Genomic DNA, 21,615 nt, shown 5'->3' with positions numbered 1-21,615 from the left:
CCAAAGCGTCTGCGTCATTTCATTTGACCATGGCGCAACGTACAGCAGCACTATTAAAGCGCTTCAATGCACACTATTCCACTGACTGGGTTAGCCAACAGCAAGCAGGAAATCACAATGAAATACAAAGCACTTCTTACCGCGGCTACGCTAACAGGCATTATCGGCAGCACCGGCGCAATGGCTCAGGAGTCTCCTACTATCGCCGTGGTCGCGAAGGTGGGTGGCATCCCCTGGTTCAATGCCATGGAGATGGGCATTGAGCAGATGGGTGAAGAGCTGGGTGTCGAGGCCTATATGGTGGGCCCCACCAGCGCAGACCCGGCCCTGCAGGTACGCGCGATTGAAGATCTGATCAGCCGCGGTGTTGATGTCATCGGCGTGGTGCCCAACGACCGTGAAGTACTGGAGCCGGTGCTTGAGCGCGCGCGTGAGCAGGGCATTATTGTGCTGACCCACGAAAGCCCTGAGTCAGTGAATATCGATTACGACTTTGAAATGATTTCGGCGCAGCAGCTCGGCGAAGAGCACGCCAAACTGCTTGCTGAGACCACAGGCTGTGAAGGCTCCTACGCCGTCTATGTGGGCGGACTGAGTGTGCCTGCACACAACGCCTGGGCGGATGCGGCGGTGAACTGGCTGGATGAAAACTGCGCAGGCTTGACCCAAGCGGCGGAACGTTTTGGTGTGGCCGAGAGTGTCGACGATAGCCGTAATACCMCCCTTGATCTGCTGCGCGCTCATGATGACCTGGCCGGTATTATGTCGTTTGGCAGCCAAGGCACCATCGGTGCCGCTCGTGCGGTTAAAGAGCGTGGCTTAGAGGGCGACGTCGCCGTAATGGGGCTTTTCTCACCGGGTCAGGGGCGTCGTTTGGTGCATGAAGGAGTCATTACGGGTGGTTTCCAATGGAGCCCGCTGGAAGCAGGTAAAGCGTTCGTCGCCCTCGGTGAGATGCTCTATAACGGCGAAGAGATTACCGATGGGGCTGAGCTTCCGGTGCTCGGCGAAATCACCCTGGACGGCCACACAATCTTTGCCTCCCAGCCACTGGAGCTCAATAAAGAGACCGTGGATGAGCTGGCAGAGCTCGGCCTGTAAAACCACGCTTATTCATTTGGTGTAAACGCTGCCGCGCTCAATGAGCGCGGCAGTTATGTTAAGAGAGCCGTCATGTCTAGAGAGGAGCCGCCGATGAGCGAGATCGCGATTCGAGCGCGTCATGTTAGCAAGGTATTCGGGCAAAGCAGGGTGCTGGATGATGTCGAATTCGAACTTCGCCGCGGTGAGGTTATGTGCCTGGCGGGCGAAAATGGCTGCGGCAAAAGTACCCTCATTAAAATTATCAACGGCGTTTACAAGCCCGAGCCGGGTGTTGAGTTCACCTTTGGKGATGAAACCCTCTCTGCCATTAGCCCGCTGGAGGCGCGCGGCCGAGGCATCCACGTCATCTGGCAGGATCTGGCGCTCTTTCCACMCCTCACTGTCGCGGAAAATATCGTCTTTGATGACTACGTTTCTAAGCCGTGGCAGCCCATTTCGTATAAAAAGGCGCTGCAGCAATCACGTGAGATTATTCAGCAGTTTGGTTTGAAACTGGATCCCACGGCCCGTGTTGAAGACCTTTCGATTGCCCGCCGCCAGTTGGTCGCCATTTGCCGCGTGCTGCGCGCAGGGGCCAGCATTATTTTTATGGATGAGCCCACCGCCTCGCTCACCTACAAAGAGGTGCAGGCGTTGTTGGCGATTACCCGCTCGCTAGCAGAAAAGGGCATTTCTATTGTGCTGGTCAGCCACCGCTTGGCGGAAGTGCTGGAAGTGTGCCAGCGGGTAACCGTACTGCGTAACGGCCAACTGGTGGGCACTTATCCCACCGAGGGAATGACCCAGGCGCGGCTCTCCACGCTGATGACCGGTCTTGAACTGAAGCTCACCCCCCGGGCTGAAACGCATACAGGCGCAACAGTACTGGAGCTTAAGCAACTGACTCGTGAAGGCGAGTTTGCAGATGTCTCTTTTACCCTGCACCGCGGGGAAATTCTCGGCTTAACCGGCTTGCTGGGCGCGGGACGCACCGAAATCGCCCACACCATTTTTGGCATGACAAAGCCCACATCGGGCGAGATTCACAAGGATGGTCAACTGCTCAAGCTGCGCTCCAACCGCGACGCCGTGCGCCATAAGATCGCTTACCTCTCGGAAGACCGGCTCCATCTTGGCCTGGTGCAAAACCAGTCGATCAATATGAATACCGCTGTGACAGTGCTGCCGATGCTTGAGCAACCGCGCTTTTTTCTCTCTCCCCAACGCATTAAGGCGCTCACCGCGCGCTGGATAGAGCGGCTTAAAACCAAGGTAAGTGATGCTGAACTGGCAGTCTCGTCGCTCTCTGGCGGCAACCAACAGCGCATTGCGCTTGCCAAGTGGCTGGCGACCGAGCCCGATGTGCTGATTCTCGATTGCCCAACGATTGGCGTCGATGTGGGAGCTAAAGCGGGGATCTTCGAGATCATCCGCGGTCTTGCCGACCAGGGCGTGGCGATTATTTTGATCTCCGACGAAGCGGGGGAAATCTGGATGAATACTGACCGCGCGCTGGTACTGCGCGAGGGGCGCATCGCTACCGAGGTGATCCCCTCTGAAACCACGGAAGAAGCGCTGGAGGCGATCATCAATGCGTAACCTGTTATCACGCCAACGTATCAGCACTGAAGGGGTGCTGCTGGGCATCATTTTAGCGCTCTCGGCGGTGCTGGCACTGATCACCGACAGTTTTTTAACTGTTCAGAACCTGTTTGACCTACTTAACAATCAGTCGGTCAATATCATTTTTGCCGTGGGGTTGGTGGTCGTTCTCATCGCGGGGGGCATCGATATCTCCTTCGCGGTGGCGGCTTCGGTGGTGCAGTACGTGGTGATGACGCTGCTCATTGACACCCTGGGCGGCGGCAGCTGGCCGCTAGGCATCCTACTCTCAATGCTGGTGGGCACTCTACTGGGGTTGTTTAATGCGCTGCTCATCCACCGTTTTCGTATTGTCTCGATTATCGTCACCATTGGCACCTTTAACCTATTTTTCGGGCTATTGATGTACTTCACTGGCGGGGTATCGATCTACGCTATTCCCGACTGGCTCTACTACTCAATTCCTCTGCTCGACCTACCCGCCGAGCGCGGTTCGGCCACGCTCTACTTCCCCGCCGCCGTCATGGCAGTAATGGTCTTACTCACTTGGTTCATTCTGGCTCGCACTGGCTTCGGGCGTGCTGTGTATGGCTTTGGCTCAAGCCCCGAGGCCGCCCGCCGTTCGGGCGTGAGTGTGTGGAAAATTCACGCCTTCGCTTACGGCTGGCTGGGGCTATGCGCAGGCGTGGCAGGCCTTATGCAGGCGCATATTGTGCAAGAGGTGGTGCCCAACGCCTTGATCGGCCAGGAACTGCCGATTTTAGCCGCGGTAGTGCTCGGAGGGGCAACGTTAGGTGGTGGGCGCGGTTCGGTGCTCGGTGCGGTGCTTGGCGTGCTGCTGCTCGCCGTGGTGCAAAACGGCCTTAACCTGCTGGGCGTAACGCCCTACGCTTTCCGCATGATTGTCGGGTTGATTATTTTGATCGCGATCACGACCAGTAATCTGGGCAACCTGTTGCCCCGTTCAACCAGGGCGCAAAACGTATGAATAAGCCGCTGAACACGCCATCCAGTGCTGGCATACGCCTGGGTGGCGATACCATCGAAGTGATGGCCATGACGGCCCTTTTGATCATCAGCATCGTGTTTTTCTCGCTTCTGGCCCCGGGGTTTCTCTCCGCGACTAATTTCAGTTCCATGTCGATGCAGTTGCCAGAGCTTGGGCTACTGTCGCTGGCAATGCTGGTACCGATTATTTCCGGCGGGCTCAACCTCTCGGTTACTTTTACCGCCAATATTGCCGGGCTCACCACCGCCTGGCTGGTACAGGGGCTGCTGGCGGGGTTGGGCATACTCAGTGTTCCCATGGCGATTATGGTCGGGCTCGTCGTGGGCGCTGCCGCCGGCTTTTTAATCGGCGTTATCGTCGCCTATGTGGGTGCGCATCCCATTCTGGTGTCGCTAGGTGCGATGATTTTTCTCCAGGGTGTGGGCGAGTTTTTAACTCGCGGCGGCGGTATTTCAGGTATGCCTGAGGTATTTCAAACCATCGGTAGCGGAAGCTTTCTGGGCGTGCCAATTCCCATGCTGATCTTTCTCGCCGCCGCCGCTGGGCTGATGTACGTGATGCACTTTACCCGCACCGGGTTCTCGATCTATATGCTCGGCTCCAATCCCCGCGCTACCGAGTACTCGGGTATTAACGTCAAGCGCGTGCTGATCACCGTCTACACGATTTCCGGTCTGCTCKCCGGCCTCGCAGGTATGGTGATGCTCGCCCGCTTTAACTCCGTACGCGTAGGCCACGGCGAGAGCTACCTACTGATTACCGTGCTGGCCTGTTTTCTGGCCGGGGCGAACCCATTTGGCGGCTTTGGCCGCGTACTCCCCCTGGTGCTGGGTTTGATGAGCCTGCAGGTAATCGCCTCGGGTATGAACCTGATGGGCGCCAGCCAGCATTTGTCCACAGCGGTGTGGGGAGCTTTTCTAATTATTGTAATGGCAGTGCGTATGCCATTTATTAAACAGTCTTGAGTAAGGTTTTCCATGAGTCATCAAGAACATGTTMTAGGCATCGATATCGGCACTGGCAGCGCCCGGGCGGGCATTTTCACGCTTGATGGCGTGATGCTGGCCGAAGCGAAAACCCCTATTGCGATGCATCGCCCTGCCGAGCACCACGTTGAGCAAAGCTCCACGGATATCTGGCGCGCGGTATGCAGCGCGACCCGGCGCGCCCGCGAGGCTGCCGGTGTAGCGCCCGATTCCATCACCAGCATGTCGGTAAGCGCCACCTGCTCGCTCGTCCTTCTGGATCAGCAGGGTCAACCGCTTGAGCTCTCACCCGGTGATGAAGCGTGGAATATCATTGTCTGGATGGATCACCGTGCAACCGCCGAAGCCGCTGAGTGCACGGCCACCCACGCCGCGCCACTGGCTAACTTGGGTGGCTTCATGTCCCCCGAGATGCAGATGCCCAAACTGATGTGGCTCAAGCGCCACCGTCCAGAGCTTTATGCCCAGATTGGCTACGCCGGTGATCTTGGCGACTGGCTGGGCTTTAAATGCACGGATTCCACCGAGCGTTCGGTGTGCATGCTCGCCTGCAAGTGGACGTTTGATCCTCGCCCTGGTCATGGCTGGGATAAAGATTTTCTAGCTCAGATAGATATGCAGGATGTTCTTGAGCGCGCACGGCTGCCTGACCAAGCGCGGCCCGTTGGGGTAACACTGGGGCAATTGACAGAAGCAGCGGCGGCAGAGCTGGGTCTAACCACCGGCTGCACCTTTGCAGTGGGCATGATTGATGCCTATGCCGGAGCGCTCGGCACGTTAGGAAGAAGCCTCTCTGATGCTCCCGAGCGTCGTCTTGCCGTGATAGGCGGCACCTCCACCTGCCATATCGGCGCCCAGCCCGAACGGCGCGAGGTGCCCGGCGTGTGGGGCCCTTATCCCGGCGCGTTGTGCAGCGGTTTTGTCGCCAACGAAGGCGGGCAGAGTATTACCGGCGCGCTGCTAGATCMCCTGGCAGCGCTGTTTTCGGCAGGCAATGAGTTTGGCGAGGATATTCACGGAGCGCTCTCCGAGTTGCTGCTTGAACGCCTGGAAAACGGCGACCCTGCGCCACATACCCACGTCTGCCCTGACTTTATCGGTAACCGCTCTCCGCTAGCAGATCCGGACATTCGCGGCGCGATTACCGGGCTCACGCTAGATACGCCGCGGGAGAGCTTTATTAAGGTCTACTGGGCTGCCGCCACCGCGCTGGTGTATGGCACCCGTGCGATTATCGAGCGGCTGAACGCGCATGGTTACGCCATTGATACCTTGCACTTAAGCGGTGGTCATGGCCGCTCGGCCTTGCTACGCAAGCTCTATGCCGACGGTACCGGCTGCCGAGTTATCCTTTCTGATGCGCCCGAACCCGTGCTGCTTGGGGCAGCCGTGGCGGCGATGGCGGCAAGGACCAATGGCGACGTCTTGAGCGTTGCGAACGACCTATCCCCGGGCGAGCAGGTATTAGAGCCTGATTCAGGTACATATGAACTGCATGCGGCTCGCTATACTGCCTTCAAAGCGCTCTACACTGGACGCCTCAATTGACATAAATAAAGTAATGCCTTGACGCTAGCTGGGCGTTAAGACAATCAGCGCACTCCCAGACGTGTACAATGAAGGGCTTTTCCTTGTTACGCGTTTATTGAGAGGTACTATTTGTGAGCAGTGCTAAGCGTCCTGATGTTGTGCGCCCCAGCGGCCGCGAGGCCGACCAGCTCCGCGACATTCGCTTAACCCGCGACTACACCCGCCATGCGGAAGGCTCGGTGCTGGTGGAGTTTGGTGATACCAAAGTGCTGTGCAATGCCAGCGTAGAAGCCACTGTACCGCGCTGGCTGCGCGGCAAGAATCAGGGCTGGGTAACCGCTGAGTACGGCATGCTGCCCCGCGCGACGCACTCGCGCAGCAACCGCGAAGCGACTCAGGGTAAGCAAGGCGGCCGCACGCTGGAAATTCAGCGATTGATTGGTCGCAGCCTGCGCGCCGCGGTGAATTTGAAGAAGCTCGGTGAGTTCACCATTACCGTGGATTGCGATGTAATCCAGGCCGATGGCGGCACCCGCACCGCGGCGATTACCGGTGGCTGCGTGGCGCTGATGGATGCCGTTCGCTATCTGCAGCGTGAAAAGAAGATTAAAAGCGACCCCTTCAAGCAGTTGGTCAGCGCCATTTCCGTAGGCATTTATAAAGGCGTGCCGGTGCTGGATCTGGACTACCCGGAAGACAGCAAAGCCGATACCGATTTGAACGTGGTAATGACCGAAAGCGGCGAACTGATCGAAGTGCAGGGTACCGCCGAGGCGGGTGCGTTTACCCGTGCCGAGTTGAACGCGATGCTGGATTTAGCCGAAAAAGCCGGTGATGAGCTGCGCGAGAAGCAGCGCGAAGCGCTGGGTATTCGAGGGTAATGAAAGTGAGGTGTGAGGCGTAAAAAAACAACAGGCCAGCATTTAGCTGGCCTGTTGTTTATCACCCCTGCTAATCAGCAAGGGTGACTGGCGACGCGGGAAAAGTGCGTTGTCTAGCGCTTAGAGCGCTAGGTCGTACTCAATGATTAGCGGTGCGAACTCGGAGAAGGTCGCATCGTAATCAATCCACGCGTCGACCACGTGGCGGCGGAAGTTGGGGCCGACTAACTGATAGTCGATCCGCCAGCCTTCCTGGCGCTCACGGGGCACGTCTTGGTCAAGCTTCGGCCACCAGGTATATTCACCTGCATCACGGTTAATTTCGCGGAAGGTGTCGATAAACCCGGTGGGGCCAAGCACCTGATCCATCCAGGCGCGCTCTTCCGGGCGGAAACCTGAGGTCAGTTGGTTATCCGACCAATTAGCCAAATCGACGGTTTTATGGGCAATATGCCAGGTACCGCAGAGGATGTATTCACGCCGTTTGCGCGACATCTTGGTCAGGTACTCTTGGTACTGCTCCATAAACGCCTGTTTGGCTTTTTGGTCACTTCCATCAGGCATCAAGAAAGAAACGATACTGAAGCGTTCATAATCCGCCTGCAGAAAACGTCCTTCATGGTCACACTGAGGAAACCCAAGGCCATACATAATCGCCTTGGGGATTTTGCGGCAATAGAGTGCCACACCGGAGAAACCATCTTCTTCGGCATCCAGGAAGTAGCCTTCATAGCCTTCCGGATACAGAATATGATCACCCAGTTCAAAACTTTTTGCCTTGATGTTCTGCACGCAGACCACGTCGACATCCTGCTGAGCCAGCCAGTCCAGGAAGCCACGATCGACGGCATCACGAATACCATTGACATTGATGCTGGCAATTTTCATAAATCGTCCCTTTTGCGTCGCTGCTGTATGATACCCGACGTTTAGACGTTTGGGTAAAGGCAGCGAGTAAAACTTGCCATTTACCCTACTTATATTGTTGCTTTCGTGCCGATTTAAACCTAACGCCTAGTGAGGAATGCCGTGGCCACCACTCTACAACCCTACCAGCGCGATTTCATTGCCTTTGCCATTGAGCAAGGCGTGCTTAAGTTTGGCGAGTTTACGCTGAAATCTGGCCGCGTTAGCCCCTACTTTTTCAACGCCGGGCTATTTCAAACCGGTCGGGCACTGGCCAAGCTAGGGCGCTTTTACGCCCAGGCGATTGTCGATAGCGGCTTAAACGCCGATGTACTGTTTGGCCCCGCCTATAAGGGCATCCCGCTGGCAGCGGTCACGGCCGCGGCGCTGGCCGACCATCACGACCGGGATATGCCCTATGCCTTTAATCGCAAAGAGGCCAAAACCCACGGTGAAGGCGGCAATATTGTTGGCGCAGAGCTTGCCGGGGATATATTAATCATTGATGACGTGATTACTGCAGGCACCGCGATTCGCGAAGTAATGACGTTGATTGAGCAGAGCGGTGCCCATGTCGCTGGAGTGATCATTGCCCTTGATCGCCAGGAGCGCGGCCAGGGCGAGCAGAGCGCCATTCAGGAAGTGCAGGCCCAGTATGGCATGGCTGTGGTCAGTATCGTCACCTTAGAGCAAGTACTCACTTACCTTGAAGAGCATGCTGGTGGTGAAATGCTCGCCTACGCCGAAGCGATCAGGGCGTACCGTGACCGCTACGGAATTGCTAACTGATTAGACCGAACCTGCGCCAGCAAACCCTTGCTGGCGCCACGCTTCGTAGCTCACAATAGCGACGGCGTTGGAAAGGTTCAGGCTACGGTTATTGGGTTGCATGGGCAGGCGCAGTTTATGCTCGGCAGTGAGCGCTTCATGCACCTGGGGTGAGAGGCCAGCGGTTTCCGAGCCAAACAGCAGTACATCGCCTGGGGCAAAGTCCGCATCGCTGTAGCTGCGCGTGCCTTTGGTAGTGATCGCCCAGATGCGCCGCCCCTGCATGGTTTGCTGAAAGGCGCTAAAATCCGCGTGGCGAGTGACATTTGCCAGGTCGCGGTAATCTAGCCCAGCGCGACGCAGCTTTTTCTCTTCCAGGTCGAAGCCCAGCGGCTCAATCAGGTGTAACCGGCAACCATTATTGGCCACCAAGCGCATGATATTGCCCGTATTGGGCGCCATACGCGGTTCAAAAAGCGCTACTTCAAACATCTCCACCTGCCTGTTTATCATGCATTCGCCGATTGTAATCGAAAACGCCTAGCAACACTCGTAGAGGACCACCGACGCCATGACGCCTGCCACGCCCAAGAGCATCCTTAGCCGCATTAAAGGGCTAAACCCGCGCCAGCAGGAAGCGGTGCGTTATATCGATGGCCCCTGCTTGGTATTAGCGGGCGCAGGTTCGGGTAAAACCAGCGTGATTACCACCAAGATTGCCTATTTGGTGCAAGAGTGCGGGATGAGCGCGCGCAGAATCGCGGCGGTGACCTTTACCAATAAAGCCGCCCGGGAGATGAAAGAGCGCGTGGGCCAGATGCTCCACGGCAAAGAGGGCCACGGGCTGACGGTCTCCACCTTTCACACCCTGGGGCTGAATATTATCCGCGGCGAGCTGAAAACCCTGGGCTACAAGCCGGGCTTTTCACTTTTCGACCCGGAAGACGCCAAGGCGCTGCTGCGCGATTTGATGAACAAAGATGCCCAGGTGGATGCCGAACAAATCAACGCCGTGCAGAGCAAAATCTCCACCTGGAAGAACGACTTGGTGCTGCCCAGCGATGCGCTCTCGTTCGCGGCTGATGACGATGAGCATTTTGCCGCACGGGTGTATGAAGCCTACGTACGCCATTTAAAAGCCTACAACGCGGTGGATTTCGACGACCTGATTCTGCTGCCGGTGGTATTGCTCAAGAACGATCCGGAAGCGCTCGAGCGCTGGCGGCGCAAAATCCATTACATGCTGGTGGATGAGTACCAGGACACCAACGTCTCCCAGTACCTGTTGGTGAAACTGCTAATGGCGGAGCGCTCCACCTTTACCGTAGTAGGCGACGATGACCAGTCGATTTACGCCTGGCGCGGCGCACGGCCTGAGAACCTGATTACCCTAGGGGAAGATTTCCCGCGCCTGAAAGTGATCAAACTGGAGCAAAACTACCGCTCTACCGCCACGATACTGCGCGCCGCCAACACACTGATCGCCAATAACCCCCACGTTTATGAGAAGACGCTGTGGTCGGATATGGGCGACGGCGCGCCTATTCGGGTGATCGTGAACCGCCATGAAGAAGCGGAGTCTGAGCGGGTCGCCAGCGAAATGCTCACTCGGCGCATCAAAGAGAAAGCCGAATGGCGTGACTTTGCGGTGCTGTATCGCGGTAACTTCCAGGCCCGTTTGCTGGAGCTTAAGCTGCAGCACTACCAAATTCCTTACAAGCTCTCCGGTGGTACGTCGTTTTTCTCCCGCAATGAGATTAAAGACACCATGGCTTATCTGCGGTTATTGATTAATCCCGCCGACGATAACGCCTTTTTACGTATCGTGAACGTACCCCGCCGTGAAGTAGGCCCTGGAACGGTAGAGAAGCTTGCCAACTACGCCMCCGAGCGCTCGATATCACTATTTGCCGCTTGCCACGAACTGGGCTTGGAGCAGGTGCTGCCGACTCGGGCCGTAGAGCGCTTAAGCCGATTCACCCACTTTCTCGACGGCGTACGTAAGCGCATGGATCAAGGCGATGCGATTGCCGCCATCCGCGATATGCTGCGGGATATGGATTACGAGGCCTGGCTGTACCAAAACGCCAGCGCGCCCACCGTTGCTGAACGGCGTATGGCCAATGTGTGGATTCTAATTGATCAGTTGGAAAAATCGCTTAACCGCGAACCAGAAGACGATACTGACTCCACCGATACGGAAACCGACGGCGTGGAAGCGGCGATTTCACGCTTGGTACTGCGCGATATTCTGGAGCAGCAGGCGGAAGAGGATGACTCTGATCGCGTGCAGCTACTCACTATGCACGCCTCCAAAGGGCTGGAGTTCCCCCACGTTTATTTGATGGGACTCGAGGAAGACCTGCTACCCCACCGTAACGCCATCGAAGTAGGCACAGTGGAGGAGGAGAGGCGGCTCGCCTATGTGGGCATTACCCGGGCGCGGCGCACGCTAACCTTGACCCTTGCCCGCCAGCGCAAAGCCTACGGTGAGCTGATGGACTGTGCGCCCAGCCGCTTTTTAGACGAGTTACCTGGGGAGGATCTAGAGTGGGAAGGTCGCGCGGATAAAGAGGATCCGGATAAGAAACAGGCCCGCGGCAAAGACGCCATTGCCGGGCTGCGTTCGCTACTGGGGTGAATAATGAACCTGAGGTTATAAAAAATATCCACAGGGCGTTAGCAAAAACACCCTGTGGATAAGATAGCTCAACGTCTCAATTAACTGCGCGAATAAGATTTTTAGACTTACTCGGCTCCAGCGATCATGTGATCGACAATCGCCATGACTTCTTCATCAGAAAGATTGGGGTTGCCGCCTTTGGCTGGCATGGCACCAATACCGTTAATCGCGCTGGCATAAAGCTCGTCAGCACCTTTTTCTAAACGCTCAGCCCAGGCATCCGCATCGCCTATCGCCGGTGCTCCTGCAACGCCGCTGTCGTGGCAAGCGGCACAGCCAGAGCTCGCATAAAGTGCTGCACCGTCTAAGTCGCTACCACCACTCTCGCCTTCGCTTGCCGCCGCGTCTTCTTCACTTGCCGCGTCATCATTAGCGGCGGTTTCTGCTTCGCTAGCCGATTCATCTTCGGAAGCCGCTGTCTCTTCAGTAGCGGCTTCGTCTGTGGTTTCTTCATCTTCAGAAGCCGCCTCGTCGCCACCGCCTAGTTCAGGCACTTCCATGACTGGCTCAACCATGTAGGCAGTTGCTGCTTCCATCTCTTCATCAGAGAGATTGGGGTTACCACCACGAGCAGGCATTGCACCAATACCGTTAATCGAGTGCTCTAGCAGCGTGGCAAAGCCTTGCTCAGTGCGTTCCGCCCAGGCCTCTTCATCGCCACGGATAGGGGCACCCGCAGCGCCGGATTCGTGGCAGGCGCTACATACGTTGCCGTAGATACCCTCACCATCGATATCGCCATCACTGCCGCTATCGCTAGCAGGCGCAGCCGCAGTGCCACAGTCCTGGCCTTGTAAACAGAGTTGCCCTACCGGCGCCAAACGCTCGGCAATCSCATCACGTGCGGCGTCTTGAGCGTAAGCACCTGATGTGCCCGCCATGACGCCGAGGGCCGCCAGCCCGCTCATGATCAGCTTAGCTTTCACTCTCACCACCTCTTGAGTATTGTCATAAATCGTTTTTTTCTTAATCTCTGTCTCAAGCTATCTCAAACGCTCTCTCAAACACTGTCTCAAACCCTATGTGTGGCAGCGCCAACATCAACGATGCACCGCAGAGACGCCAAGACGTGCCTATAGAACTAGTATACCGGCAACGTAAAGCGCAAGAAAATGCTACTAAGCGCGCTTATATGATCCATAGGTACTATCTAGGCTTTATTTTGGCGCTTCGCCCTTCTCGCCATCGCCTTTCCACGCTAATAAACGCTGTTGTGCGTAGCGCACAAAMCCGGCCTGCTGATAAAGACGTTTGGCCGGTAAATTGACGTTATCGACTGCCAGCATAACCGCCTGCACACCTGCCTGCTGGGCAAGTTCAAGGGCTTTATTTAATAGCGAACGGCCCAAACCTTGGCCACGCCAACCCGGTATTAGTCCCATGAGCATTAGCTCCCAACGGCCTAGCGCCGGGCGCGGCGCCAGCAATAGCACGCCCACCACACCGCCTTGATAACCAACGGCGTACCAATGCTGCGGTGCCTGGGGATCCTGCTGATAAAACCCCGCCAGTAGCTCCTTAATGGAGAGTACGTCGCGCAGGGGGCGGCTATCCAGTGAATCCTGCCCCACCGCGGCCAGCAGGGCCAACTGTTCTGGTTCTGGAAGTTCTCCAAACGGCTGCAAAGACAGCGGCATCGCTTCATTCATCGCTAAGCGGCGGTGACTGTTGCCGGTTAAATGCTCCAAGCAGGCCAAACGCAGCATGCCATGCTCAACTAACAGCGCTTCTGATACGCATGCCTGGGGTGGAAGCTCCAAGTGGCACAGGCGAATATTGTGCGTTTTTACCCATGCGTGGGCGGCACGCAACAGCGCGTGGATTTGCTCTGCTTCCACACCGGGCAATGGTAACCACAGCTGCGCCATGTTTTCTGGCAGAGGCTGTACCCAGATCGCGCCTTTTATTTGCCCTTCCTGATAGTTTACCAATAGCCCCTGCCACTCTTCGTCTGAGGCCGTCGACATACTCTTTAAAGCAGTGCTGAGCGCCGCCTGCTGCTCAGGGTCATGAGCAGCAGCCAACTGCAGTAGTGCTTCGCGTCGCTTATCGGGTGGGCAAAGCATGACATCTGGGGTGCTTGAGGGGGAATGCGTCATGGCTGATCAATCAAATGCAAAGCTCCGAAGGAGGTGTAAAGCGTGCTACGTTATTAACCTATAATTTATAACCTCATCCTGACTGCCTAAGCCTTTGCACGCCACCCTTATCAGTGCTTATTTCAAGGTTTCATGATGGCGATTGTTTTGAAGGAATTGATTTGAAGGAGTAAGCAACCCGCCATGCGTATATTGTTGGTTGAAGACGATCCGAGCTTAGCCTCGGGCATTCGCTTGGCATTAAAGCCCGAGAACTTCACGGTGGATCATCTTAGCGATGGGGTTACCGCCCTGGCTGCATTAAAGGAAGGCGAACCCTTTGATGTGGTCATTCTCGATCTGGGGCTGCCGCGCATGGATGGTATGCAGGTACTGGAAGCCGTGCGGCGGCAGGGCAATCGCGTCCCCATTTTGGTGTTAACCGCCCGGGACGCCGTTGACGAACGCATCGCGGGATTAGATGCGGGTGCCGATGACTATTTAACCAAGCCGTTTGAAGTCGCTGAATTAAAAGCACGCCTGCGCGCCCTGTTGCGGCGTAGCAGCGACCAAGTCAACAGTGCCTTGGAGTGCCGAGGTATTCGCCTGGATCCTTTGACCATGCAGGTTAGCTACCAGGGGAAGCTTGTGCTGTTATCACGGCGTGAATTGACCCTACTACAAGAGTTTATGAGCCACCCTGGGCGCGTGTTCACCCGCGATACGCTAACGCGCTTGGTCTATGGCTGGGATGAAGATGTAGAGAGCAACGCCATTGAAGTCCATGTGCACCATCTGCGGCGTAAATTCTTTCCTCACCTGATTCGCACCCTGCGCGGCATTGGTTACGTCATGGATAAAGCCGATCAGGATGACTCCCCATGAGCTCTATTCGCCAACGTACCCTGGGGCTAGCGCTGCTGGTGTTTGGTATTAGCATGCTGGCGATTGGCTTTATCAGCTACCGCTACGCTGCCCATGAAATTGAAGCGTTGTACGACGCCAGTCTTGAGCAAGACGGGCGCTTATTAGCAGGCTTGCTGCAAACCCCACTGCCGGAAGAGACGCGCGGCGAGCTGCTCAGCAGCCTAGAAAATGCCCTCGGGGGTGCGGCGAGATCCAATCGGCGCTTTGCAGGATACCGTGCGGATAGCCAGTTGGGTTTTCAACTCTGGGAAGAGGACCGCCTCCTGCTGCGCTCGGCCAATGCCCCCGAGTCGCCGCTGGCCGAGATCCCCTCGGGTTTCACCAGTCGGTCTATCGATGAGGTGGAATGGCGCATTTATGTACTCGAAATAGCCAACGCCACCCAGCGGATTGTAGTGAGTGAGCGGGAAGACGTGCGCGGCGAACTGATCAGGGCGGTAGCGCTACGCACCCTGTTGCCCGACTTAATCGGCCTGCCACTGCTCACCGCCCTGCTGTGGTGGTCAATTGGCTGGGGCTTGGCACCGCTATCGCGCATGGCCGAGCAAATCCGCAGTCGCGATCCACATAATTTGCAGCCCTTAACGCTTAGCCCTCTGCCCCAAGAGTTAGATACCATTGCCGGCGCGCTCAACCGGCTGTTAGAGCGAATCCGCATAATGCGCGTACGCGAAAAGCGCTTTATTGCCGACGCCGCCCATGAGCTGCGAACGCCCTTAGCGGTACTCGACCTACACGCTCAGAACGCCCTGACTACCGACAGCCGCGAAGACCGTCAGGAGGCACTCMCCCACCTGCGCGATGGCGTATCAAGAGCTACCCGTTTGGTCACCCAGCTATTGACGCTGGCTCGCCTGGAACCCGAAGAGGAGGCACYCCCCGAGTACCGCACTAGCCATCTGCTTAGCGAAGTGCGTGAGACCCTGGCCAAACTTTCACCACTGGCCGCTGAGCGCAAACAGCAGCTGCTGCTCAACGCCGATGAGCCGGCGGATTGGTTAATGCTAGAAGAGCCCGGTGCCATTGAAACGCTGGTGCAAAACTTGGTCGGTAATGCCATCCAGCACTCGCCTAACCAGAGTGTGATCAGTATCACACTGGCGACGACACCATCAGGCTTTCAGTTAATAGTGGATGATCAGGGGTCCGGTATCCCCATCAATGAGCGTAAAAAGGTCGTTGAGCGTTTTCAGCGCGCAGGCCCCAGCGCCGGTTCAGGATTAGGGCTTTCCATCGTCGAGCGGCTGGTCACACGTCACGGCGGCACCCTGCAGCTTGATGACGCTCCCAGCGGAGGGTTGCGCGTACTGATTGTTCTACCGCCTCTCAGTAAGCAGCCGTAGCTGCTGTCGGCATGATAACGCTATTTATGGATCTCTTAAGGTTGCGATAAGAATTGCATGCAACTGTGGAGTTGCATGGTGAGCCAGATATCAACGACTCACCCTTTTCTCCACATGGAGGTACCCTGATGAACCAAGTCACCTTTTCAGCTAAACCCTTAATTCAACTAGGCTCAGCACCACTGCTGACCAAGCCTGCAACACGTCGGCTACAGCCCACTAGCCCTGCCATGACCGTGCTGACCGATTTTTCCCAAGTAGCGCCCCAATCGGTTGATGCCGATACCCCCATCGACGAGACGCACCTTAAGATGCGTTATAGCGGTGTAAGGCTGCTATTCGTCATGGATCACCAAGCGCACTGTATCGGCATTATTACTTCAAAAGAGATGATTGGCACTCGGCGTATTAATTTAGCCATGCAGCAGCGCAATCTCTCGCGTGAAGATATAACGGCGGAAATGATTATGACCCCGTGGCACAAGCTTAGCGCCATGCCCGTCGCCCAACTGGGCTCGCTGACAATCGAAGATTTGGTGATGTCGATGGAAGCCTTTACCGAGCAACACCTGTTAATCACCGAGCAAAACGATAACCATGAGCTTAGAATTCGCGGCATTATTTCAGCCAGCGATATACAGAGTGCGGTGGATAAAGAGATTAACCCAGTGCCCAGGGCGAAGAGCTTTGCGGAGATTTGCCAGGTCATTACCGGCCACGACCTCTAACGGCCCAGCGAAAATATCGTTAAGTTAACCGCCTTTAAATCCTGAACTCATAAAAAGTAAACGCCCTTCACTGATTACTCGGTGAAGGGCGTTTTCGATGTTAGCGTACTAACTTCTAATCGGAACAGTCCGCCTAGAACAGAGCGGCGTTGATCCATAGATGCACGGCAATGCTGGCAACATAGCCTAATAAAATCGCGGGCACCCAGCGCAGGTGAACGGCAAAGGTATAGATGCCGCGTGCCTGGCCCATAAGGGCAACCCCCGCAGCAGAGCCCATCGAAAGCAAACTACCCCCCACACCGGCGGTTAGGGTAATCAGTAGCCAGTTACCTTCCGACATATCCGGCGCCATGGAAAGCACCGCAAACATGACCGGTATGTTGTCGACGACCGCAGAGATAAGCCCCAGCACTACGTTCGCCCACACCGGATTCCAACTGCCGTAGAGGGTTTCGGAAAGCAGGCTGAGATAGCCCATAAAGCCAAGGCCACCGACGCACATCACCACCCCGTAGAAGAACAGCAGCGTATCCCACTCGGAGCGCGCAATACGGCTAAAAATATCAAAGGGAACGACACTGCCGAGCTGTTCCAACTTCTTCCAGTCACCCCGGCGGGAGTAGCGCTCGCGCTTGCGTTCAAGCGAACGAGGCAGGCTGCGGCGCAGGTAGTAGCCAAAGAACTGCAGTAGGCCCAAACCAAACATCATGCCCATGGCAGGCGGTAAATACAGCACTGAGKGACACAGTACCGAGATGGCCACGGTGATTAAAAACAGCACGATAATGCGCCGCGCACCACGCTTAAGCCAAACGTTCTCTTTAAGCGAGGCAGGCTGACGATTGACGATAAAGAAGTTCATGATGACCGCAGGTACCATGAAATTAACCACCGCGGGAAGTAACAGCGCGAAGAAGCCTTCGAACGGCACTTGCCCTGCCTGCCACACCATTAGCGTGGTGATATCGCCAAACGGACTGAAGGCACCGCCCGCGTTAGAGGCGACCACCACGTTGACGCAGCAAAGGCCGATAAACTTATTATCCCCCTCGGCCACTTTGAGCACCACGGCGCACATCAACATGGCAGTGGTCATATTGTTGGCGATCGCCGAAATACCGAAGGCCATCACCCCGGTAATCCAGAACAGCGTGCGGTAGCTGAAGCCTTTGCGCACTAGCCAGGAACGCAGCGCATCAAATACCCGGCGCTCTTCCATGGCGTTGATATAGGTCATCGCGACCAGCAAAAACAGCAACAGCTCGGCGTACTCAAGCAGCGTTTCACGGAAGGCGGTTTCCGCCTCTTCCGGCATCCCCGCTTGTACATAGACCCAGGCCACTAGCCCCCAGATAAGACCTGCCGCGACCAGTACCGGCTTAGACTTACGCATATGCAGTAGCTCTTCACTCATCACCAACGCATAAGCGAGCACGAAGATCACGACAGAAGAGATACCGGCAAGCGAAAGAGTAAGATCGAGCGGCCCGGCGGCGGCATAAGAGAGGGAGGGGAAAACAAAAAGACAGCAGGCAAGCAACAGCCAAGCGACCCGGCTAGCATAATGCCGGGTTACGAGGACGTTTGGTGGTTTCATAGCAATGTTATCCAATTAGAAGGGAGGAAAGACCGCCACGATCATAAGCACCCTAACCACATGCTGCAACGCAACGGTTGCGCATAAGATGCGACTGATTGCCGCATCTTGTAAAGCGTTTTTATGGGTTTAACTCAATCTAAAGTCTGACGCCTCAATCACTCCACCGTGACACTTTTAGCCAGGTTGCGAGGTTGGTCGACATCGGTACCTTTGAGCACCGCTACATGGTAACTCAACAACTGTAACGGCAGGGTATACAGCAGCGGTGCTAGCGCTTCGTGCACATGGGGCAGGGTTAGTACGCGAATATCTTCCTGAGTATCGATACCCACGCTCTCATCAGCAAATACAAACAGCTGGCCGCCGCGGGCACGGACTTCCTGAAGGTTGGATTTTAGCTTTTCCAGTAGGTCATCGTTGGGTGCTACCGAGATCACCGGCATTTCGCTGTCCACCAGCGCCAGCGGGCCATGCTTTAACTCTCCTGCGGGGTACGCCTCGGCATGAATATAGGAGATCTCTTTAAGCTTAAGCGCGCCTTCCAGAGCAATCGGGTAGTGGGCACCGCGCCCCAAGAAGAGTGCATGATGTTTTTCTGCAAACGCTTGGGAAAGCGTTTCGATCTGGCTGTCTAGCGCCAGCACCCGCTGGCACACCTCGGGCAGCGTGCGCAGCGCGGCGATAATATCCGGGTATTCGGCCTGATCTTTGGCTTTACTGACCGAAAGCGTTAGCAGCATTAGCGCTACCAGCTGAGTGGTAAACGCTTTGGTCGAGGCGACGCCAATTTCAGGGCCTGCGCGGGTCATCAGGGTAATGTCAGACTCACGCACCAGCGAACTACCCGGCACGTTACAGATCGCCAGTGAGCCCACATAGTTGAGGGTTTTAGCAAAGCGTAGCGCGGCCAACGTATCAGCGGTCTCTCCCGACTGGGAGAGGCTGATAAACAGCGTGCCGTCAGGCACGACCGGGTGGCGGTAGCGGTACTCAGAGGCAACCTCGACCTGTACCGGTACGCCCGCGTAGCGTTCTAGCCAATAGCGCGCCACCAGCCCCGCATGGTAGCTAGTGCCGCAGGCGATAATATGTACCTGTCGGGTACGCTGGAAAAGTGCCTGGGCATCTGGACCAAAGCTCTCCACCAACACGCTATTTGCGCTCAGCCGTCCCTCTAATGCTGCCTCAATAACCGTCGGCTGCTCAAAAATCTCCTTAAGCATATAATGGCGGTACTCGCCCTTACTGGCCGCACCATCGCCATGCTCAAAGGTATGAATAGCGCGCTCCACGTCGTTACCGTGGCGATCCACAATACGAATCGCACCCTGCTCGCGCAGTTCAACCAGATCACCCTCTTCAAGGTAAATAAAGCGATCCGTCACCGGCAGCAGCGCCAGCGGGTCAGAGGCTAAAAAAGCCTCGTTAATGCCCACACCGMCCACCAGCGGACTGCCCTGGCGAGCGCCAACCACCACGCCCGGCTCTTGAGCGCACATTACCCCTAGCGCGTAGGCACCGCCTAAGCCGTTTACGATCTGCTGCGTGGCAGCAAATAGCGTTAGGCCATCAGCCAATTTTTCGGAAAGTAAGTGAGCAATCACCTCGGTATCAGTTTCGGAGCTAAACCCGTGACCATTGCGCTGCAGGCTCTCTTTTATCGCCTCGTAGTTCTCAATAATGCCGTTGTGAACCACGGCAACCTGGTTTTGATCGAGATGGCTACCACTGTGATGTGGGTGCGCATTGGCTTCAGAGGGTTTACCGTGAGTGGCCCAGCGAGTGTGGGCGATCCCTGAAAAACCCGGTAGCGCGGCTGCATCCAGCTGTGCAGCCAGCGCCGCGACTTTACCAAGCGCCCGGTGGCGAGTTAATACGCCATCACTGAACACCGTCATACCGGCTGAATCATAGCCGCGATACTCCAGGCGCCTTAGTCCTTCTAATAGAATTTCTTGGACGTTGCGCTGGGCAACGGCGGCCACAATGCCACACATAACGACTCTCCTGAGTTTTACGAATCTATCAAACACCTAAAACGGTATTACCTTGGCGGTGAGATAGAAATACGGCTTTTTAATGATTCTTAGCACCATGTTTAGGGCTATGTTTAGAGCTATGGCTCTATGCGTTTGCTGGGGCGCAGCCAATCAATTTTTTCTAACTGGCGGCCACGGGTGACTGCMAAGGCGTAATCGGTGACATCTTTGGCAATCGTGGAGCCAGCCCCGACAGTGGCACCTTTGCCTACCGTTACCGGCGCTACCAAGGCGGTGTTAGAGCCGATGAAGGCGTTATCACCAATTTCTGTGAGGTGCTTGTTAGCCCCGTCGTAATTGCAGGTAATGGTGCCTGCTCCCACATTCACGCCACGTCCTAAGCGAGCATCACCAACGTAGCTTAGATGATTAATCTTGCTACCTTCACCCACATCAGCATTTTTGGTTTCGACAAAATTGCCTACCTTGGCTTTTACCGCTAGCCGCGTGCCGGGGCGTAAACGCGCAAAGGGGCCAATCTGGTTTAGCCCCGCTGCCACGGTGCCCTCTATCACACTATGGGTATCTACCCCGCTCTGCGCACCAATGGTGCTGTTTTTAATCACACAGTAAGGGCCAACCCGCACGCCTTCGCCTAGCTCAACCTCGCCTTCAAACACGCAGCCCACGTCGATAAACACATCGTGGCCACAGGTTAGGCGCCCACGCACATCGAGTCGTTCAGGGKCGGCAAGAGCCACCCCCTGCGCCATTAACTTGTCGGCCAGTTGGCGTTGATAAACACGTTCCAGGCGGGCCATTTGCGCCCGGTTGTTGACGCCTTCCACTTCGACGGCGTTGGCTGGCTGGACAGTGCATACCTTGGTACCTTCCGCTGCTGCCATGGCAATCACATCGGTCAGGTAATACTCACCCTGGGCATTATTTGATGAAAGCTGCGGTAACCAGCGTTTCAGCTGGGCGCTGGTCATGGCCATAATGCCGGTATTGCATTCGGTGATGGCAAGCTGGGCACTGCTGGCATCTTTTTGCTCAACAATTGCCACGGCATCGCCTGCGTCATTACGCTCGATCCGCCCATAGCCGGTGGGGTCAGCTAGCGTCACCGTTAATAGCCCTATGTGCTGCTCATCCACATAGGCTAACAGTTCGCTCAGCGATTCCCGCTGCAGCAAGGGGACATCGCCGTAAAGGATTAATACCTTGCCGCTCCCCAACTGCTCCAGCGCTTGAGCTACCGCGTGCCCGGTCCCCTTCTGCTCAGCCTGCACGGCAAACTGCACAGCATTGCCTGCCAGCGCCTCACGCAGCTGTTCAGCGCCATGACCAATCACTACATGCGTCCGGTCAGGCTGTAACCCAGAGGCTGTGTCCAGCACATGCTGCACCATAGGCTTGCCCGCCAAGGGGTGAAGCMCCTTAGGCATTTGCGAATGCATCCGCGTGCCTTTACCCGCGGCGAGAATGACAATATCCAGTTCTTGCATG

General features: G+C 56.2%; 18 protein-coding genes. 11 read left to right on the top strand and 7 right to left on the bottom strand.

Going from position 1 to position 21,615, the window contains the following annotated elements; translation table 11 throughout:
- Positions 1 to 117: 117 nt before the first annotated feature.
- The 6 genes from HALO_RS22930 to rph all read left to right on the top strand — a co-directional run bounded on the left by HALO_RS22930 (position 118) and on the right by rph (position 7,091).
- The gene (locus HALO_RS22930; RefSeq protein WP_050714093.1) at positions 118 to 1,101 is read left to right on the top strand and encodes a substrate-binding domain-containing protein; all 984 of its coding nucleotides are present in this window, start codon (positions 118 to 120) and stop codon (positions 1,099 to 1,101) included.
- A 93-nt stretch (positions 1,102 to 1,194) separates the two neighbouring features.
- Positions 1,195 to 2,682, top strand: a complete 1,488-nt coding sequence (locus tag HALO_RS22925; RefSeq protein ID WP_197671954.1) for a sugar ABC transporter ATP-binding protein — start codon at positions 1,195 to 1,197, stop codon at positions 2,680 to 2,682.
- A complete protein-coding gene (locus tag HALO_RS22920) occupies positions 2,675 to 3,673 on the top strand; it encodes an ABC transporter permease (RefSeq protein WP_035582319.1) in 999 nt (332 codons plus the stop codon). The genes HALO_RS22925 and HALO_RS22920 overlap by 8 nt, the downstream gene beginning before the upstream one ends.
- On the top strand, positions 3,670 to 4,659 hold the full coding sequence (locus tag HALO_RS22915) for an ABC transporter permease (protein WP_050714091.1): 990 nt from the start codon (positions 3,670 to 3,672) through the stop codon (positions 4,657 to 4,659). Before HALO_RS22920 ends, HALO_RS22915 begins: the two co-directional genes overlap by 4 nt.
- Positions 4,660 to 4,671: 12 nt before the next feature.
- Positions 4,672 to 6,228 (top strand): FGGY family pentulose kinase, encoded by a 1,557-nt coding sequence (locus HALO_RS22910; RefSeq protein ID WP_050714090.1) that lies wholly within the window; start codon positions 4,672 to 4,674, stop codon positions 6,226 to 6,228.
- A gap of 140 nt (positions 6,229 to 6,368) precedes the next feature.
- Entirely contained in the window at positions 6,369 to 7,091 is a 723-nt protein-coding gene (gene rph / locus HALO_RS22905; RefSeq protein WP_172821725.1) for a ribonuclease PH, read from the top strand.
- Positions 7,092 to 7,211: 120 nt separating this feature from the next.
- Here rph and HALO_RS22900 read toward each other — a convergent pair whose 3' ends face one another.
- On the bottom strand, positions 7,212 to 7,979 hold the full coding sequence (locus tag HALO_RS22900; RefSeq protein ID WP_007112246.1) for an exodeoxyribonuclease III: 768 nt from the start codon (positions 7,977 to 7,979) through the stop codon (positions 7,212 to 7,214).
- Between the two features lie 141 nt (positions 7,980 to 8,120).
- Here HALO_RS22900 and pyrE point away from each other — a divergent pair, with 141 nt between their 5' ends.
- Positions 8,121 to 8,786 carry an orotate phosphoribosyltransferase gene (gene pyrE, locus HALO_RS22895; protein WP_035582329.1) on the top strand — a complete coding sequence of 222 codons (666 nt, stop codon included), beginning with the start codon at positions 8,121 to 8,123 and terminating at the stop codon, positions 8,784 to 8,786.
- Here pyrE and HALO_RS22890 read toward each other — a convergent pair whose 3' ends face one another.
- Complete coding sequence (locus tag HALO_RS22890) at positions 8,787 to 9,257, bottom strand: tRNA (cytidine(34)-2'-O)-methyltransferase (protein ID WP_035582331.1); 471 nt, start codon at positions 9,255 to 9,257, stop codon at positions 8,787 to 8,789.
- 79 nt (positions 9,258 to 9,336) lie between these two features.
- Between HALO_RS22890 and rep the strand changes: the two genes are divergently transcribed.
- Entirely contained in the window at positions 9,337 to 11,406 is a 2,070-nt protein-coding gene (rep, locus tag HALO_RS22885; protein ID WP_050714089.1) for a DNA helicase Rep, read from the top strand.
- Positions 11,407 to 11,513: 107 nt separating this feature from the next.
- Here rep and HALO_RS22880 read toward each other — a convergent pair whose 3' ends face one another.
- Together HALO_RS22880 and HALO_RS22875 are read right to left on the bottom strand one after the other, a co-directional pair.
- Entirely contained in the window at positions 11,514 to 12,374 is an 861-nt protein-coding gene (locus HALO_RS22880) for a c-type cytochrome (protein ID WP_050714088.1), read from the bottom strand.
- 231 nt (positions 12,375 to 12,605) lie between these two features.
- Entirely contained in the window at positions 12,606 to 13,547 is a 942-nt protein-coding gene (locus HALO_RS22875; RefSeq protein WP_035582337.1) for a GNAT family N-acetyltransferase, read from the bottom strand.
- A 183-nt stretch (positions 13,548 to 13,730) separates the two neighbouring features.
- Between HALO_RS22875 and HALO_RS22870 the strand changes: the two genes are divergently transcribed.
- The 3 genes from HALO_RS22870 to HALO_RS22860 all read left to right on the top strand — a co-directional run bounded on the left by HALO_RS22870 (position 13,731) and on the right by HALO_RS22860 (position 16,524).
- On the top strand, positions 13,731 to 14,411 hold the full coding sequence (locus HALO_RS22870; protein ID WP_035582338.1) for a response regulator transcription factor: 681 nt from the start codon (positions 13,731 to 13,733) through the stop codon (positions 14,409 to 14,411).
- Positions 14,408 to 15,796: an ATP-binding protein gene (locus HALO_RS22865; RefSeq protein ID WP_050714087.1), complete on the top strand. Its 1,389-nt coding sequence runs from the start codon at positions 14,408 to 14,410 to the stop codon at positions 15,794 to 15,796. The genes HALO_RS22870 and HALO_RS22865 overlap by 4 nt, the downstream gene beginning before the upstream one ends.
- A gap of 128 nt (positions 15,797 to 15,924) precedes the next feature.
- Positions 15,925 to 16,524, top strand: a complete 600-nt coding sequence (locus HALO_RS22860; RefSeq protein ID WP_035582343.1) for a CBS domain-containing protein — start codon at positions 15,925 to 15,927, stop codon at positions 16,522 to 16,524.
- Positions 16,525 to 16,657: 133 nt separating this feature from the next.
- Here the strand turns inward: HALO_RS22860 and nhaD are convergent, their stop codons facing one another.
- From nhaD to glmU, 3 genes are all read right to left on the bottom strand, one after another.
- On the bottom strand, positions 16,658 to 18,124 hold the full coding sequence (nhaD, locus tag HALO_RS22855; RefSeq protein ID WP_050714086.1) for a sodium:proton antiporter NhaD: 1,467 nt from the start codon (positions 18,122 to 18,124) through the stop codon (positions 16,658 to 16,660).
- Positions 18,125 to 18,282: 158 nt separating this feature from the next.
- A complete protein-coding gene (gene glmS, locus HALO_RS22850) occupies positions 18,283 to 20,124 on the bottom strand; it encodes a glutamine--fructose-6-phosphate transaminase (isomerizing) (RefSeq protein WP_050714085.1) in 1,842 nt (613 codons plus the stop codon).
- Between the two features lie 119 nt (positions 20,125 to 20,243).
- Complete coding sequence (gene glmU / locus HALO_RS22845) at positions 20,244 to 21,614, bottom strand: bifunctional UDP-N-acetylglucosamine diphosphorylase/glucosamine-1-phosphate N-acetyltransferase GlmU (RefSeq protein ID WP_050714084.1); 1,371 nt, start codon at positions 21,612 to 21,614, stop codon at positions 20,244 to 20,246.
- Between the last annotated feature and the right edge of the window lies 1 nt (position 21,615).

Source organism: Halomonas sp. R57-5, from assembly GCF_900070345.1.
GTDB lineage: Bacteria > Pseudomonadota > Gammaproteobacteria > Pseudomonadales > Halomonadaceae > Vreelandella > Vreelandella ventosae_B.
Note: the sequence above shows the minus strand (reverse complement) of the source record. Positions and strands in the feature narration are given on the sequence as shown.

Excerpts from the sequence above, each read along its gene's own strand:
- HALO_RS22920 (WP_035582319.1), top strand. The coding sequence starts at position 2,675 with ATGCGTAACCTGTTATCACGCCAACGTATCAGCACTGAAGGGGTGCTG.
- HALO_RS22900 (WP_007112246.1), bottom strand. The coding sequence starts at position 7,979 with ATGAAAATTGCCAGCATCAATGTCAATGGTATTCGTGATGCCGTCGAT.
- HALO_RS22890 (WP_035582331.1), bottom strand. The coding sequence starts at position 9,257 with ATGTTTGAAGTAGCGCTTTTTGAACCGCGTATGGCGCCCAATACGGGC.
- HALO_RS22870 (WP_035582338.1), top strand. The coding sequence starts at position 13,731 with ATGCGTATATTGTTGGTTGAAGACGATCCGAGCTTAGCCTCGGGCATT.
- HALO_RS22860 (WP_035582343.1), top strand. The coding sequence starts at position 15,925 with ATGAACCAAGTCACCTTTTCAGCTAAACCCTTAATTCAACTAGGCTCA.